General features: G+C 68.3%; 17 protein-coding genes. 12 read left to right on the plus strand and 5 right to left on the minus strand.

All coding sequences use genetic code 11. From position 1 onward, the window contains the following. The first annotated feature begins 519 nt into the window (after positions 1–519). Both JHE00_RS27060 and JHE00_RS27065 read left to right on the plus strand, forming a co-directional pair. Positions 520–3246, plus strand: a complete 2727-nt coding sequence (locus tag JHE00_RS27060; RefSeq protein WP_200323300.1) for a helix-turn-helix transcriptional regulator — start codon at positions 520–522, stop codon at positions 3244–3246. 124 nt (positions 3247–3370) lie between these two features. Beyond that, positions 3371–3739 carry a YciI family protein gene (locus JHE00_RS27065; protein WP_200323302.1) on the plus strand — a complete coding sequence of 123 codons (369 nt, stop codon included), beginning with the start codon at positions 3371–3373 and terminating at the stop codon, positions 3737–3739. 346 nt (positions 3740–4085) lie between these two features. Here JHE00_RS27065 and JHE00_RS27070 read toward each other — a convergent pair whose 3' ends face one another. Genes JHE00_RS27070 through dctP form a run of 4 tightly spaced genes read right to left on the minus strand, consistent with a single transcriptional unit; the run spans position 4086 to position 8214 of the window. After that, entirely contained in the window at positions 4086–5180 is a 1095-nt protein-coding gene (locus JHE00_RS27070; protein WP_200323304.1) for a zinc-binding dehydrogenase, read from the minus strand. Positions 5181–5213: 33 nt separating this feature from the next. Beyond that, on the minus strand, positions 5214–6641 hold the full coding sequence (locus tag JHE00_RS27075; RefSeq protein ID WP_200323306.1) for a TRAP transporter large permease: 1428 nt from the start codon (positions 6639–6641) through the stop codon (positions 5214–5216). Beyond that, the gene (locus JHE00_RS27080) at positions 6638–7195 is read right to left on the minus strand and encodes a TRAP transporter small permease (protein ID WP_200323308.1); all 558 of its coding nucleotides are present in this window, start codon (positions 7193–7195) and stop codon (positions 6638–6640) included. The genes JHE00_RS27075 and JHE00_RS27080 overlap by 4 nt, the downstream gene beginning before the upstream one ends. Further along, positions 7192–8214, minus strand: coding sequence for a TRAP transporter substrate-binding protein DctP (dctP, locus tag JHE00_RS27085; protein WP_200323311.1), 1023 nt, complete (start codon positions 8212–8214; stop codon positions 7192–7194). The genes JHE00_RS27080 and dctP overlap by 4 nt, the downstream gene beginning before the upstream one ends. Before the next feature lie 246 nt (positions 8215–8460). Between dctP and JHE00_RS27090 the strand changes: the two genes are divergently transcribed. From JHE00_RS27090 to JHE00_RS35675, 10 genes are all read left to right on the plus strand, one after another. Then, positions 8461–9831, plus strand: a complete 1371-nt coding sequence (locus tag JHE00_RS27090) for an MFS transporter (protein ID WP_200323313.1) — start codon at positions 8461–8463, stop codon at positions 9829–9831. Continuing rightward, the gene (locus JHE00_RS27095) at positions 9828–10664 is read left to right on the plus strand and encodes an N-acyl homoserine lactonase family protein (RefSeq protein WP_200323315.1); all 837 of its coding nucleotides are present in this window, start codon (positions 9828–9830) and stop codon (positions 10662–10664) included. Before JHE00_RS27090 ends, JHE00_RS27095 begins: the two co-directional genes overlap by 4 nt. Further along, the gene (locus JHE00_RS27100) at positions 10664–11512 is read left to right on the plus strand and encodes an SDR family NAD(P)-dependent oxidoreductase (protein ID WP_200323317.1); all 849 of its coding nucleotides are present in this window, start codon (positions 10664–10666) and stop codon (positions 11510–11512) included. The genes JHE00_RS27095 and JHE00_RS27100 overlap by 1 nt, the downstream gene beginning before the upstream one ends. Continuing rightward, the gene (locus JHE00_RS27105) at positions 11509–12417 is read left to right on the plus strand and encodes an NAD(P)-dependent oxidoreductase (RefSeq protein ID WP_200323319.1); all 909 of its coding nucleotides are present in this window, start codon (positions 11509–11511) and stop codon (positions 12415–12417) included. The genes JHE00_RS27100 and JHE00_RS27105 overlap by 4 nt, the downstream gene beginning before the upstream one ends. Further along, entirely contained in the window at positions 12414–12821 is a 408-nt protein-coding gene (locus JHE00_RS27110; RefSeq protein ID WP_200323321.1) for a cupin domain-containing protein, read from the plus strand. Before JHE00_RS27105 ends, JHE00_RS27110 begins: the two co-directional genes overlap by 4 nt. Further along, entirely contained in the window at positions 12821–13219 is a 399-nt protein-coding gene (pcaC, locus tag JHE00_RS27115) for a 4-carboxymuconolactone decarboxylase (protein ID WP_200323323.1), read from the plus strand. The genes JHE00_RS27110 and pcaC overlap by 1 nt, the downstream gene beginning before the upstream one ends. A 1-nt stretch (position 13220) precedes the next feature. Continuing rightward, positions 13221–14177, plus strand: coding sequence for an NAD(P)-dependent oxidoreductase (locus tag JHE00_RS27120; RefSeq protein WP_200323325.1), 957 nt, complete (start codon positions 13221–13223; stop codon positions 14175–14177). A 33-nt stretch (positions 14178–14210) separates the two neighbouring features. Continuing rightward, positions 14211–14909, plus strand: coding sequence for a GntR family transcriptional regulator (locus JHE00_RS27125; RefSeq protein WP_200323327.1), 699 nt, complete (start codon positions 14211–14213; stop codon positions 14907–14909). A 108-nt stretch (positions 14910–15017) separates the two neighbouring features. Beyond that, complete coding sequence (locus JHE00_RS35285) at positions 15018–15788, plus strand: carboxymuconolactone decarboxylase family protein (protein WP_307832136.1); 771 nt, start codon at positions 15018–15020, stop codon at positions 15786–15788. Then, on the plus strand, positions 15785–15907 hold the full coding sequence (locus tag JHE00_RS35675) for a hypothetical protein (protein WP_268958423.1): 123 nt from the start codon (positions 15785–15787) through the stop codon (positions 15905–15907). The genes JHE00_RS35285 and JHE00_RS35675 overlap by 4 nt, the downstream gene beginning before the upstream one ends. Before the next feature lie 191 nt (positions 15908–16098). Here the strand turns inward: JHE00_RS35675 and JHE00_RS27135 are convergent. Continuing rightward, on the minus strand, positions 16099–16327 hold a 229-nt coding region (locus tag JHE00_RS27135), incomplete at its 5' end, for an integrase core domain-containing protein (RefSeq protein ID WP_200323329.1).

Genomic DNA, 16327 nt, shown 5'->3' on the forward strand with positions numbered 1-16327 from the left:
TGTCGCAAGAAGAATGATCAACCAAGGGCTTCATCCATGATCAACTGAGGTTGGCCCCACACCCCAGACGTGAAAACTCAAGCTAGGGCGTGGCCACGCTGACCCACGAACAGGAGCCCGGCGCGCACACCGGCGTGCCAGCTCATCGACCTCACCCTCGACCTCACCGAGGCCGAACGCACGTTCGTCCTCGGCCACTGGCGCGCTCGGCTTCGGACCTCGGGGACCGGATCATCGACCTGTGCGCCGGCCAGCACGCAGAAGACGCAGGACAGGCTTTTCCGGACCGAGACGTGGATCTTGGCACGTGCGCAGCGACTGGCCCATGTTTCACGGTTCTGAGCAGCCCACTTCGCGCGGATGGCGGCTGGGTCGGGCGTACCGTTGGTTGAGGAGAAGGGTTCACCGTTAGATCGATCATCGACCAAGACGATCAACTCGGTGATCAACGAAGCGGACGCCCTTTGCACCCTCATCAGCCAAGATCACGGTCTACCACTGCAGTACTAGGGTGACCGCATGTCGCTGGTGGGAAGGGACGTCGAGCTAGCGCGGATTCAACGCCTGCTGACACATGCGCGCGACGAAGGCAGCGGCGCGCTGGGGCTGCGGGGCGCGGCGGGCATGGGGAAGTCGGTTCTTCTCGATTACGCGGTGTCCCTCGCCGAAGCCGAGGGCGGCATGCACGTGATCCGCGGGGCGGGAGTCGAGTCCGACTCCGAGCTGGCGTACGGCGGCCTGCACCAGCTCTTGTTTCCTCACTTGGATCGGTTGGACGCCCTCCCCGCTCCCCAGGCCAGGGCACTGCGTTGTGCTTTCGGGCTGTCAGAGGGAGACGAAGCCAACCGGTTCCTGATCTCCGCCGGCACGCTGTCGTTGCTCGCCGATCTGGCCGAGGACGCCCCGCTGCTGTGCGTCGTCGATGACCTGCAATGGCTCGACCAGGGGTCGGTGGAGGCGCTGTTGTTCGCGGCCCGCCGCTTCGTCGCCGATCCGATCGCGATGCTGTTCGCGGTGCGCGAGACGTCCGTGCCGTTCGTGATCGCGGGCGTCGAGGTCGTGGATCTGTCCGGCCTCGGCGCTCCCGATGCCGCCCTGCTGCTCGACGACCACGCGCCGGAACTCGCCGAGCGGGCGCGCACCAGGGTTCTCGCGGAGTCCGGCGGCAATCCCCTGGCGATCATCGAGCTCGGGTTGTCGCGGCTCGCGGCCCGCGATGTCGACGAGTCCGACCCGGCCGAGCAGGTCGGCCCGCTGCCGGTGACCCGCCGCGTGCAGGAGGCGTTCCGCCACCAGATCGTGGAGCTTTCCGGACCCACCCAACGTGCCCTTCTGGTGGCGGCGGCCGACACGGCGGCGCCCCTGTCGACGGTCCTGCACGTGATCGAATCCCTCGGGGGTGCCGCCGGCGACCTGGAGCCCGCCGAACGTGACCGGCTGGTCCGGATCGACAGCCGGATCACGTTCCGACACCCCCTGGTACGGGCAGCCGCCTACCAGGACGCGCCGCTGCACCGGCGGATCGAGGTACATCGCGCGTACGCCGAGGCGCTGCGCGCGGACGCCGATGCCGACCGCCGGGCCTGGCACCTCGCAGCTGCCACCACCAAACCCGACGAGGCGGTGGCCGTCGAACTCGAAGGCGTGGCGGAGCGGGCCTGGCACCGAGGCGACACGATGGCGGTCTGCGCTGCCTACGAACGCGCCGGTCGACTCAGTGCCGACCGGGAGCTGAAGGCCCGGCGTATCGCCCGGGCCAGCCAGGCCGCGTTCGACGCGGGCAAGGCCGACCGCGCCGCCCGGCTGGCGGCCGAAGCGCTCGCGCTCACCGCCGACACCGGCGTCCGGACCGATGCCATCTACACGCGTGGTGCCGTGGAGTACGAACGCACCTCCCCTCGGGCCGACGCGGAGCTGACGCTCGAGGCCGCCGCGTTGGTGCGCGACACCGATCCGGAACGCGCCGCGCTCACGCTCTACGAGGCCGTGCACGCCGCCCGGCACGGGGCGGCGCACGACCTCCTGCAGCGTGCGGCGGATCTGATGCGCGGGTTCACCCCACCGGAGCACTGGGCACCCGTTGTCGACGCCCTGCTCGGGTGGGCGGAGCTTTTCGCCGGACGTCCGGAGCTGGCCGTCGGCCCGATGCGCGATCTCCACACCACCACACGCGGTGGCGGGCACGACCTGATGCATCGCATCACCGCCGGGTTCGGCGGGCTCATGATCGCTGACGACGACAGTGTCATCGCCGGGACCGAGGACATGCTGGCCGTGGTGCGGGCTACCGGGGCGCTGGGGTGGGTCCCGTACACCCTGAACGTGCTTGCCGTGGCGCGGCTGTTGCGCGGCGAGTTCGCGGACGCCCTCGCGTGTGTGGCGGAAGGCGTTTCCGTGAGCGACGAACTCGGGAACACGACCGAGCACCTGGCCCACCGGTCGGTGGAGGTGTGGTTGCACGCCGTTTCGGGTGACGAGGCACGCTGCCGTGCTCTCGCCGAGGAGGTGCTCCCGCGAGCCCGGACCCGGCACCGGGTCAATGCCGAGATCGCGGCGTGGGGCCTCGGGATGCTCGACCTCTCCGCCCGGCGGTTCGGGGACGCGTTCGACCGGCTCGAGCAAGTGTCCCGGGGACCTGCGAGCCGCGACCTCCTGGTGCGGGCGGTGCCGGATCTGGTGGAAGCCGCCGCGCGCGGCGGCATGCCGGATCGCGCCCACGGACCGCTCGCGGCGTTCCGGCACTGGGCTGAGCACGTCGACCGCCCGGTCGCCACCGGGCTCGTCCTGCGGTGCCGGGCCTTGCTGGCCGACGATGAAGACGCCGACGCGCTGTACGCCGAGGCGCTGCGACTGCACGAGCGGCACGGCGGCCCCTACGAGCGCGCCCGCACCCAGCTGGTCTACGGCGAGTGGCTGCGGCGCCGTCGTCGCCGTGCCGAGGCCCGCGGCCATCTCGCCGCGGCGGTGTCCGCGTTCGAGCGCCTCGGCGCACAGCTCTGGGCCGAGCGTGCGCGCGGCGAGCTGGCGGCCTTCGGCGAGCGGGGCGATGAGCCTCAGCGCAGCGGTCCGCTCACCCTGTTGACCCCGCAGGAGCTGCAGGTCGTACGGCTGGCCGCCGCCGGTCACACCAACAAGGAGATCGCCGCACAGCTCTTCCTCAGCCCACGGACCGTCGGCCACCACCTCTACAAGGCATACCCGAAGCTCGGCGTCACCGGGCGCACCGAGCTGACCCACCTCGACTAGTGGCCGACGCCGGTCGTCGGTTTCCCGGACACCAGTCACGATGACTGATTCGTCAGCGGTGAGCTCCGCCTAGCGTTTCGGGTGTCCAGACAGCGGCCGTCGGCCCTACGACGAGGAGACGACAATGACGAAGTACTTCCTGAGCCTCCCGCACGACTCCGCCGAGGAGCCGACGATGGAGGACATGGACCCCGCCGAGCTGCAGGAGGTCATGGCCGCGGTCGGTGCGTTCAACACCGCCATTCAGGAGGCCGGCGCGTTCGTGACCGCTGGAGGCCTGCAGCCACCGTCGAGCGCGACCACGGTGGACTACTCGGGAGACAGCCCCGTACTCACACCGGGCCCGTTCGTCGAGGCCGATGAGTACCTCGGTGGCTTCTGGATCATCGAGGCCGAGAACGACGACGTCGCGATCGAATGGACCAAGCAGGCATCGAGGGCACTGCGAAGCAGGATCGAAGTACGTGCCCTCCAGGAGGAGCCCGCAGCCTGACGGTCCGGCCGGGGCGCGCTCGGGTAGCGCCGACGTCTGGGGAAAGGGGTCGGGCCGCGGTGCTCTTCCGCGGCGTGACCCGGCCAGGCGACGGCGAATCGTGCGAGCGCCCCACCGGGCGGGACGGCATCGCCGCCTTGCCGCCACCTTGGCACCTGCCTGCCGCTCATGCACGCTCGAAGAAGTCCGGGGGTCTGGCCGCGTACTCGTGCACCCGCACAACGCCGCAGCCAAGGCCGATCGAACTCGTTGCTCGGCTCAGCGGCCGTCCCGCATGGCCGTGAGTTCTCCCTGCGGATTCGAATTGACCAGTGCGCGAACTCGAGCCGGTGACGGTGCCCCTGCGCTACGACACGACGATCGAGGCGCGCGTGACCTCGCGTCGCGCCGACGCGTCAAGAGCATCGACGATGCGTTCGAGCGGGAACTCCGCGTCGACGAGCCCGTCGAACGGGAACCGGCCGCCCTGCTCGGCGAGGAAGTCGAGCGCCTGCTTGAGGTAGTACGGCGCATATCGGTCGACGTGCAGGACGCGCAGAGCACGACGGGTGGCGAGGCCCGGGTCGTAGTCGACGACGGAGCCGGGCGAGAGGTTGCCCATGACGAGGTAGGTTCCGCCCCGCCTGATCAGGGAGAGCCCCTCGGCGAACGCGGCTGGAACGCCCGTCACCTCGATCATGCCGTCAGGACCGTGCTGTTCGGTGAGGTCGTGGACCCAGGCACGCCGCTCGTCGGCATCCGGCATCGCGCTGATGTCGAGCGTGTGGTCCGCCCCGAACCGCCGGGCCTGCTCAAGGCGCGCGGGCACACCGTCGACGACGATGGTCCGGATGCCGCGTGTCGCCGCGACCGCGGTGGCGTAGAGGCCGAGCCCGCCCGCGCCCTGGATGAGGATCGTCTGGCCTGGGCCGAAGCAAGCCTGGTCGATTCCGTACATCACCTGGCTCAGTGCACAGTTCGCCGCGGCCGCGACAGAGTCGGGCACGCGGTCCGGCACACGGTAGACGTGCTGTCGTGGTGTCGCGTAGTAGTGCGTGGCGAACGAGGTGTGGAAGTGAGGCCATTCGGTGGGTTGCTTGGCGTAGTGCTCGTAGGCGTTGTCGCACAGGTTCCACTCGCCGCGGACGCAGTGAAAGCAGCGCTCGCACGCCTGGAAATAGACGACGGCGATCCGGTCACCGACCGCGAGCGGGGCTCCCGCGTTGTCCCGGTCGGTACCTTCGCCGAGCGCCGCGACCACTCCGGTCATCTCGTGGCCGATCCCGCCGGAGCGCTTCACCGGGTGCTTGCCGTTCCAGATGTGCAGTTCGGAGCCACAGACGTTCGCGCGGGTCGTGCGCATCACCAGTGCTCCGGGCCCTGGCTCGGGAACGGGAAACTCCCGCAGTTCGAGCCTGCCGGGCTCGGTCATGTAGGCCAGCTTGCCTGTTTCGACGGTCATACTTCGACTCTCCACAGCGATAGTTCGGGTGACTCACACGAGTGACGGGAGCGAGGTCACGATTGCGGGGGTGAATGCCAGCAAGGAGATGACGGCGAGATCGGAAAGGACGAACGGGACCGCTGCCTTGTAGATCTCCGACATCGGCATGGACTTCGGCGCGTACTGGCGCATGACGAACAGCGACATCCCGAACGGCGGCGTCACGGTGCCGATCTGGATCGCGATGATCATCAGTATGCCGAACCAGATCGGATCGAATCCGGCGATGTGCACGATCGGCATGAACAGCGGGATCGTCAGGAGCACGATCGCGATCGACTCGAGGAAGAGCCCGAGGATGATCACGATCGCGAGCATGATGACCAGCAGCACGGTCGGATTGCCCGTGATGCCGGTGATCCCGTCCACGAATGCCGTCACGGTGCCGCTTCCCGCCATGACCCTGCCGTAGATCGTGGCCGCGGCGATGATGAGGAACACCATCCCCGTCGCGAGCAAGGTGTGCTTCAGTGCCGCGACAACGACCTCGCGGGTCAACCGGCGCTGCACGACGAGAATCACGGCCGTCAGGCCGACCGCGACAGCCGCGGCCTCGGTCGGCGTCGCGATCCCGAACAGGATGAGCGCGAGCACGCCGGCGATCATCCCGACCAGCGCGACCAGGTTGAGCAACGAGCCGCGCTGATCGTCCGAGGCGCCCGCCGGCCCCTTCGGAATCACGGCAGGGGCCTCGGTTGCCGTGGAGGTACCCGCGCCCAGGGCGCCCGAGCCGGCGTGTTTCCTCCGCTCCTTGGCCGCGTGTGCCGTGCGCGTGCCGAGCACGGCGGGCCGTTCGGCACCGCCGAAGAAGACCGACCAGGCCCCCACCACGACCGCGTAACCGAGCGCCATGAGAATGCCCGGAATGATGCCGGCGATCAGCAGTGGTCCGACCGGAACGCCTGCCGTGGCTCCCCACACGATGACGATCGTGCTGGGCGGGAGCACCACCGCGAGCCCGCCCGAACCGAGCACCGAGCCGACCGCGAGGCGGCGCGAGTACCCCCGCCGTTCCATCTCGGGTACGAGCGTGCCGGCGAGCATCGCGGTCGAGGCCATCACCGAGCCGGAGAGCACCCCGAGCACGGCGCCCATGCCGACGGAAAGGAACGCGAGCCTGCCGGGCAATCGCGCGAGCCCGCGCTCGGCCGCCCCGATCGCGGAAAAGGCCACGCCCGAGCGAAACAGGAGCTCGCCCATGAGGATGAACATCGGGATGGCCGTCAGGGTGAAGGTCGCCAGCCCCGAGACCATCGACACGACGGTCATCTCGATGCCAGGGGAGAATCCGTAGAGCAGAACCGCGCCGACGGACGACACCACGAGCAACGCGACGGCGACCGGGATGCGCAGGAGCACCAGGATTCCCAGGCCCGCCACGAAGATCGCGAGCCACGTCGTTGGACTGAGATCGATCATGCTCGCCCTTCCCCGGACGCGTTCGCGGTGGCGTCGCGCTCGTCACCGACGGGGGCACCGGAGTGCAGCCGGTCGAGCGCGGTACGGAATTCGTTGACCGCGAACAGGACGAGGCCGACTGTGAGACCGAGCATCAGAATCCACCTCGGAAGCCCGAACGTTGACCCCATCCGGATGCCGGTGCCGAGGTCGCGGACGAACAACTGGACGGCGAACCAGCCGAACGTGCCCGCGATCGCCGCGGTCACGAACCGCGATGCGACGTCGAGTTTGTGGTTGGTGCGCACGAAGCGACTCGGGATCAGGTCGACCCGCACGTTGCGGTCGTTCAGCGCGACCACGCCGAGCGCGAAGAAGACCGTCAGCGGCAGCGCGAACTCGGTCGACTCGAACAGGAACCTGTTCGGAGCCCTGAACACGTACCGCAGCACGACTCCCGCGATCGTCGCGAGCGCCATGTACACCAGACCCGCGCCGGCGATCACGGCACTCGCGGTGGTCGCGGCTCGCAGTACCCGGTCGGCCTTGCCGGACGCGACCGTGCCGGACTTCATCGTGCCTCGTAGAAGTCGCGGACTTCGGTGGCCCGGGGCGCGCGTTGTTCAAGGAGTTCCCACCCGATGTCACGGGCACGTGACTGGAACCGCTCGGTTTCGGCTGCCGTGGGTTCCAGCAACTCCTTGCCGTCTCCTGCCCAGCGTTCGTACTCGTCCTCGACGACGGGCCGGTAGATGTCCGGCAGCGAGATCTCGAGTTCGGTCATCGCCTTGTCGAGCGCCTGGCGCGTACGGTCGTCGAGGCTGTGCCAGGTCTGGAGGTTCATGAGCAGCGGGTAGCGGATCGTCAGGTACGGCGCCATGTACGAGGCCTTGATGGGCTCGGCGATCCCGAGGTCGTACATGCCGCTGTTGCCTGCCGCGAAGCCGTCGATCGTCCCCCGCTCCATCGCCGTGTAGATCTCGCCGACCGGCATGTTCACGACCTCCGCGCCCAGCGCCTCCAGCATCGGCTGCTGCGTGGGGCCGCCCCGCATCAGCCAGCCCGTCAGGTCGGGATCGGCGATGTCGATCTCGGTCCAGCGCGAGCCGAAGTGCAACATGTAGGCCATCTCGGAGATGGTCACGCCCAGTACACGCAGGCCCACTTCCTCGTGCCAGTTGTTGATGACGTCGAGTGCCCCTGACTCCCGGTCGACCGAGGGGGCGTTGGGTGTCAGGTCGAACACCTCGGCCTCCGGCAGGGTCTGCGTGTAGTACGCACTCGACACGCTCGCCAGATCGAGCGCTCCGCTCTGCACGTTCTCGGCAGCGTCGTTGGGAGCGATCGTCTCGGGACCACCGACGTAGTCGATCGTGATCCAGGGCGCGTCCTTCTCGAGGCGCTCGATCAGCTTCCAGAGCCCGAGGTTCTCCGGCGCGTCGCGGGTCTGCGTCGTCGCCAGGCGCAGGGTGACCTTGCCGTCCTTGGACACGACACCGCCGCCTGCCGAAAGACAACCGCTGAGGACCATCGAGGCGATGGCACCTGCCCCGAGGCGCAGTGCGGCTCGGCGCCGGTATGTGGGTGCTGACATCGTCGTCGCGTCTCCTTCTCGCCGTCGAGTCGGCCGAATTATTGTCATATGATCTGACATTTGGCAACCAACCCAGTTCGGCCATCCAGTCAGGACAAGGCGTCGAGATCGCCAAAATCCAGGCATATTTGCAGCTCAAAGCACACTCTCAGGCGGATCTGACGAACTTTCGCCATCGCCTCCAGATTGACGCCCACTCGCCGATCGTCATACGATCCGCCGCGACGAGGACCAAGGAGGATTCTCATGTCGAATGCGAGCGAGCCGAGCGGCTCCTCCCCCGCGGAGCCTCGGCGAGACATGCGCCGCGTCGCCATCGCGGTCGGGATCGGCAACTTCATGGAGTGGTTCGACTGGGGCCTCTACGGCTTCTTCGCGACCATCATCGGAGCGCAGTTCTTCGCCGACTCGTCACCCGTTGTCGGCCTGCTGTCAGCTCTCGGCGTCTTCGCCGTCGGGTTCGTGTTCCGGCCTATCGGCGGCTTCGTACTCGGCCCCATCGGCGACAAGTACGGGCGCAGGGTCGCGCTGTCCATCGCCGTCCTCCTCATGGGATTCGGCACGACGATGATCGGCCTGCTGCCGACCTACGCGGAGATCGGCATCTGGGCGCCCATCCTGCTCGTGCTGATGCGGTGCCTGCAGGGCTTTTCGACAGGGGGCGAAGCCACTGGAGCCAACGCCTTCATGGTCGAGAGCGCGCCAGGGCACCAGCGCGGGCGCTACGGCAGCATCAACTCCGCATCCTCGGCCGCCGCGCTGCTGTCGGCGAGCCTGCTCGCGCTGTGGCTCACCACCGGCCTGTCGGAGGACGACCTCAACTCGTGGGGCTGGCGACTGCCGTTCATCCTCTGTGCCCCGCTCGCACTGGCCGGTCTCTACCTTCGCCTCAAGCTCGAGGACACCCCCGTGTTCGAGCACATCAAGCAGGAGCAGGAGATCGACCATTCGCCCCTGTGGCGCAAGATCGTGCGAGACCGCAGGCCGGTTCTGCTGACGCTCGCGATCGGTGCCGTGCAAGGCATCGGCTACTACTACCTCGGCACCTACGCGGTGAACCTGCTGACCGTCTCGGTCGGCCTCGAACGCGCCGACGCGCTCGCGCTCATCGCCGTCGCACTGGCGATCTACATCGGATTCTGTGTCGCGGCGGGCTTCGCGATCGACCGGTTCGGCCGCCGTAGCGTCAACCTCGTCGGCACCCTCGGCTTCGTCCTCTCGTTGTTCCCCGTCTTCGCTCTGCTGGCCACCGGCGACGGCTTCCTCATCGTGCTCGGTCTGACCGTGCTGGGACTGTTCCAGTCGCTGGTGAGCGTGTCGACCGTCGTGCTCATGGTCGAGCTGTTCCCGTCGACCTCGCGGGCGAGCGGCAGCGCGTTCGGGTTCAACTTCGCGAACGTCATCTTCTCCGGCCCCGGCCCCTACATCGCCGCGTGGCTCGCCGCCTCGACCGGCAGCGCCGTGGCACCGGCCGGATACCTCGTCGTCGTCTCGCTGCTCGCGCTGCCGATCCTCTACCGCTGGCTGCCCGAGACGAAGAACCGCGATCTCAACAGCACGGACGCCGTCGCGCACCACCAGCCCAGCTCGCGCGCAAAGGAGAACAGCAGCGCATGACCACCATCTCGCCGACATGGCGTGTGACGATCGCGAAATACGGCACCCGGTCGACGACGAAGTCCGACGTCTACCTCAACCACCACATCTACGGGCAGCCCGACGTTCCGATCGGCATGGACTACTTCGTCTGGGTCCTGCAGCGGCCAGGGCGCACGATCGTCGTCGACACCGGCTTCTCGGAAGCGGGTGGCGCGGCGCGGAACAGGACGTTCGTCGCGGAGCCCGCACGGATCTTCGCCGAGCTGGGCGTCGATCCCGACGACGCGCCGACGGTCGTGGTCACGCACGCCCACTACGACCACATCGGCAATCTGGGGCTGTTCCCCCGGTCGGAGATCGTCATCTCGGCAGCGGAACTCGCGTTCTGGACGGGGCCGCTGGCCGGGCGCGCGCAGTTCGCGCACTCCGTCGAGGCCGACGAGATCGCCCACCTCGCCGCCGCGAACGAGGCTGGACGGGTGCGCACATTCGACGACGAGCTCGAACTCGACGCGGGAGTGCGGCTCATCCGCGTCGGCGGTCACACCCCGGGGCAGAGCATCGTGCTCGTCGCCACCGACGAAGGACCGGTGCTGCTCGGCTCCGACGCGGTGCACTACTACGAGGAATACGACAGCGACATGCCGTTCGCCTTCGTGGCCGAACTGCCCGCGATGTACTCCGGTTTCGACCGGATCAGGGCGATGCTCGCCGACGGCACCGCGAAGCATCTCGTCTCGGGACACGACCCCGACACACTCGCCCGGTTCCGTCCGGTCGAGGACGGCGCGCTCGCCGGGATCGCGGCGACGATCGGATCCATCGACACCAACGCCGAGGAGGCGCAGTGATGAGCACGGCAGGACGGTTCGAGGGAAAGGTCGCGGTCGTCACCGGCGCGGCCTCGGGACTGGGGCGGGCGTCGGCGTTACGACTTTCCGGAGAAGGCGCGAACGTCGTCGCGGTCGACATCGACACGGACGCCGTCACCGCCGTCGCGGCCGAGCTGCCGACACGCTCCATCGCGATCGGCGGCGACGTCTCGAGAGAGACCGACGTCGAGGCCTACATGCGCGCCGCCGTCGACACCTTCGGCCGCGTCGACCTGCATCACCTCAACGCCGGTGTCTTCGGCAGCTTCGCGACGCTGCCCGACCTCGAAGTCGACGACTTCGAGCGCGTGATGGCCGTCAACGTCCGAGGCCCGTTGCTGGGATTGCGGGCCGCGTTCCGGCACTGGCGGACGACCGGTGAGCGCGGAACGATCGCGCTCACCGCGTCCATCGCGAGCCTCACCGGTGCGGCCGACCTGGTTCCCTACCAGGTTTCCAAGCACGCGGTCACCGGCCTCGTCCGGTCGGCGGCCGTCTACGGCGGCCCGCTCGGCATCCGGGTCAACGCGGTCGCGCCAGGGATCGTGCCGACCGAACTGTTCCGGAACGCGGCCTCAGCAACGGGCGGAAAGAACGACATGTCGCGCCGCGCGTCCACCGCGCCACTGCGCCGCGCCGGCAGGGCGGAGGAAATCGCGGGCGTCGTCTCGTTCCTGCTTTCCGACGACAGCTCGTACCTGACGGGGCAGCTCGTCGCCGCCGACGGCGGCGCGTCGGTCGTGAACACCGTGCGGCCATCGGGCGGCGCGGGCGCGTGGGACACCGAGGTCGTGGACTCCGCCTTGTACGAGGGGTGGGTCCGATGACGCCGCGGGTCGGGTTCGTCGGACTCGGGAACATGGGCGGCCGCATGACGCGGTGCCTTGTCGACGCCGGCATCGACGTGCTGGGCTTCGACGCGCGTGCCGACGTGATCGCCGCCGTCGGGGCTGCCCCCGCGCCGAGCGCGGCGCACGTCGCGAGGGAGAGCGACATCGTCCTGCTCTCGTTGCCGGACAGCAGGGTCGTGGAGAGCGTCGTGTACGGCGAGGGCGAGCTCCTCGCGGCACTGCGGCCAGCAACCGTGGTCGTCGACCTCAGCACCTCGGCTCCGGCCTCGACACGACGGATTGCGGCCGATGCCGCTGAACGTGGCGCGACGTGGATCGACGCGGGCATTTCCGGCGGAGCGGCCGCGGCCGAGCGTGGCGCCCTCACCCTGATGGTCGGCGGCGATCCGGCGGCCCTCGACAGCGTGCGACCGGTGCTCGACCACCTCGCGACGAAGATCGTGCACTGCGGCGACATCGGCGCCGGGCACACGGTCAAGCTGCTCAACAACTTCCTCAACGCCGTGACGCTGTCGGCGACGTCGGAAGTGATGGTCGCCGCGAAGAAGGCCGGACTCGACCTCGACAACGTCCTCGACGTCATCAACGCGAGTTCAGGCGAGAGCTTCGCGAGCCGCAACCGGTTCCCGCACATCATCCACGGCGACTATCTCGAGGGTGGCCTGACGAACACCTTGATGCTCAAGGACGTGACGCTCTACCTCGACCTGGTCGCCGAACTCGGTGTCACGAGCCTCAATTCCCCCGGCCCTGTCGCGAGTTTCGGACTCGCGCGGGCGCTCGGATACGCGGACCAGATCAGTAACAGGGTCGTCGACGCGATCGGCGACGTCTCGGGCGGCGTTCGGCTGCACGACGCGAACACGGAGGAGCGCGCATGATCCACATCTCGCCACGGCAACAGGCCGGAACAGCGGGGAAGGCAGGCTCTCAGTTCACTGGTGCGGCCTTTCCCTACATGACGATGGCGGCGACCGACGGAGTCGTCATCAACACGGTCGATTTCACGCCGGGAGCACGCACGTACTGGCACTCGCACGAGCACGGGCAGATCCTGCAGGTTCTCGCCGGGCGCGGGCTGGCCCAGAGCGAAGGTGGCCCCGTCGTCGTCCTGCGCGTCGGCGACACCGTCTGGGTTCCGCCTGGCGAGCGGCACTGGCACGGCGCCGCGCCGGACAGCTTCATGGTGCACACGGCGATCTCGCTCGGCGAGACCGCCTGGGATGTGCCCGTGGCAGAGGACGAATACCGCGCTACCGCCACGGAAGGCGAGGAGAACGACTGATGACGACCGAAGGCACTCACCACGAGAGCTACGAGCGAGGCATCGACATGCGCAAACGCGTGCTCGGCGCCGAGCACGTCGAGCGCTCGCTCGCGAGCGTCAGCGAGTTCTCACGGCCCATCCAGGAGCTCGTGACGGAGTACTGCTGGGGCGAGGTGTGGACGCGACCGGGGATCGATCAGCGGACGCGGTCGATGATCAACCTCGCGATGCTGACGGCGCTCAACCGGCCACACGAGCTCGCGGTGCATGTCAAAGGCGCTGTCCACAACGGCGTCACCGCCGCCGAGATCCAGGAGGTACTCTTGCAGACCGCGATCTACGTCGGCGTCCCCGCCGCGCTCGAATCGTTCCGTATCGCGGAGCGCGTGCTGACGGAACTCGATCAGGATGCCTGAGATGACGGGGACTTCGATCGGTTTCATCGGCCTCGGCCGGATGGGGCTGCCGATGGCGGCCCGGCTCATCAAGGCCGGTTACCGCGTCCGCGGCTTCGATCTCGCCAAGGACGCGCGCTCCCGGCTCGCCGCCGAGGGAGGAGACGCCGTCGATGACGCGGCAGCCGCGGCCGCCGCCGACATCGTCGTTCTCATGCTCCCCGATTCCGGCGTGGTCGAGCACGTTCTCGGCCGGACCGACGTCGCGGCCGCCCTTGACGAGGGAACGCTCGTCGTCGACATGAGCTCATCCGAACCACTGCGCACCCGCGCACTGGCCGGGAAACTCGGGCAGCGGGGCGTCGGCCTCGTCGACGCACCGGTATCGGGTGGAGTGCGGGGTGCCGAACGCGGCACACTGACGATCATGGTTGGCGGATCCGACGAACAGATCGTGCGCGCCGAACCGGTTCTCGGCACTCTCGGCACAGTAGTGCGGGCCGGAGGGACCGGAGCCGGTCATGCCGTGAAAGCGCTGAACAACCTCATGTCGGCGACACACCTGTGGATCACCAGCGAGGCGATGCACGCCGGGCGAGCCTTCGGGATCGACCCCGAGGTCATGCTCGCGATCGTGAACGGCTCCAGCGGGCGCAGCGGCTCGACCGACAACAAGTGGCCGAACTTCATCCTTCCCGGCGGTTACGACTCCGGGTTCGCCCTGCGGCTCATGCTCAAGGACATGCGGATCGCCGCGGACCTCTCGCGCGCCGTCGGGGTCGAACCATCACTCGGCGACGACGCGATCAGCCGGTGGGCGGCGGCGGCGGACGAACTCGCCGCCGACGCCGACCACACGGAGATCGCGCGCTGGATCGCCGACCACGCGGGCGAACCCACGTCCGCTGAGCCGGAGGCAACGAGCCCGGCGGGCACCGCAGATGTCTCGGATGCGCCCGCCTCGCGCGGGATCCTCTGACAGATGGAGAGCGGGAGACCTAAGGTGTCAGCCATGACGACGGACACGAACGACGGGCAGAGCCAGCTCGCGCCCGTTGTCCGGGTAGGCGCACCGCTGCGTGAGCAGGTGATCGATTCTCTGCGTCAAGCGATCATGGAGTTCCGGCTCAAGCCAGGCCAGCGGCTGGTGGAGCGGGAGCTCATCGGATGGCTCGGCGTTTCACGGACGACGATTCGCGAGGCCATCCGCGAACTCGCGTCCGAGGGGCTGGTGACGGTCGTCCCGCAGAAGGGCGCGCGAGTGAGCGCCCCGTCCCGTGAGGAGGCCGCCGACCTCTACGAGATGCGGGCCTCGCTCGAATCTCTCATCGTGCGGCGCTTCGTCGAGCGCGCGAGCGACGAGCAGGTCGCCCGGATCGTCGCGGCGGTCGACGAATACGAACGCGTCGTGCACGCCAGCGGCGACATGCGTACCGCGCTCGCCGCGAAGTCCGGCTTCTACCGGGTACTCGTCGAGGGAGCGGCAAGCGCACCGCTGCAACAAATTCTCGAGGGCATCCAGGCGCGCGTGCAGATGCTGCGGGTGACGTCGCTGTCCCAGCCCGGCCGGCTCACCGATGTCGTCGTGGAACTGCGCGAGATCGTCGAGGCCATCGAGCGGCGCAACGCCGCCCGTGCTTCTCGGTTGTGCGCCGAGCACATCATGATGGCCGCGCACACCGCGCTCGGGAATCTCCCCGACGGCGACTGACCGGGGGCTCAGCCTGACGGCACCGCGCGCCTTGGTCGTGCGGCGCCCGAACCTGTCGTCGCCTCATCTCACCTCGACCACAGACTTGGACCACAGTAAGGAGACGTCGTGAGCCTGACGCCGCGGCAACAGGAGATCAAGGACAAGTTCATCGCCGTGCGCGGAACCTGGGGCGAGACGTGGGAGAGCATCCTGCGCCAGGACGCGGAGTTCCTCCGTGCCTATCTGGAGCTGTCGGCGGTGCCGTTCCGCAAGAACCACCTCGACGATCTCACGAAGGAATTCATCTTCATCGCCGTCGACGCGGCGGCAACGCACATGTACTCGCCTGGAACGCGCGCGCACATCGCGACCGCGTTGCGCCTCGGTGCGAAGCCCGAACAGATCATGGAGGTCATCGAACTCACCTCGACGCTGGGAATCCACGCGATGAACATCGGCGTGCCGATCCTCGTCGAGGTGCTCGAAGAGAAGGGGCTGCGGACCGAGGCGGCACCACTCGACGAGGAGCGGCAGCGCATCAAGGCGGCGTTCGTCGAGCACCGCGGCTACTGGCATCCATTCTGGGATCACATGCTCGAGCTCGACCCCGAGATGTTCGAGGCCTACCTCGAATTCTCGAGCGTGCCGTGGAAGACCGGCACGCTTTCACCGAAGGTCAAGGAGCTCGTCTACATCGCGTTCGACGCCGCCGCGACGCATCTTTACGTACCGGGTCTCAAGCTCCACATCGAGAACGCGATCGGTCACGGCGCGACACCGCAGGAGATCCTCGAGGTCATGGAGATCGCGAGCGTCATCGGTATCCACGCTGCGACCACCGCGGTGCCGATCCTCGAAGAGGAGATCGAGCGCTTCGAGCAGGAGGCGCGAGGGTGAGGCCCCCGGACAGCGCCGCGCGGTCAGCCGGACACCGGCGACCGGAGCAGGGCTGGACCTCCGGCAACCGGATCTCCAGCGCCTCGATGCCGTCGGCGCGCACGCGCCATCAGGACTGAAGCCGCGAAGCCTGCAACCCGAACCCGCTGACTAAGAGAAAACGGCGGGCGTGTGCGAGCCGAAACCATCGAGCGGCGGAGTTCGCTCGGTCGGCGGGTGGGATCTGTGTCATCGCGGCTACTTTTGGTGTTCGCTTTGTAACGACTGGGCCGAACGGGTTGGGGGCTGCTGAAGGAAACTGTGACAGTGGTTAGGCGGCCTGCTCGGCCAGCGTGGTCATGATGGTTTCGTATTCGATGGGGGTCAAGCGTCCGAGCCTGTTCTGGCGGCGTCGACGGTGGTAGGTGCGTTTGATCCAGGTCACGATCGCGATCCGGAGTTCTTCGCGGGTGTCCCAGCGGCGGCGGTCAAGCACATTGCGTTGCAGGAGGCTGAAGAAGCTCTCCATGGCGGCGTTGTCACCGGCCGCGCCGACCTGG

The sequence above is a fragment of the Prauserella cavernicola genome (assembly GCF_016595675.1).
Classification (GTDB): domain Bacteria; phylum Actinomycetota; class Actinomycetes; order Mycobacteriales; family Pseudonocardiaceae; genus Prauserella_A; species Prauserella_A cavernicola.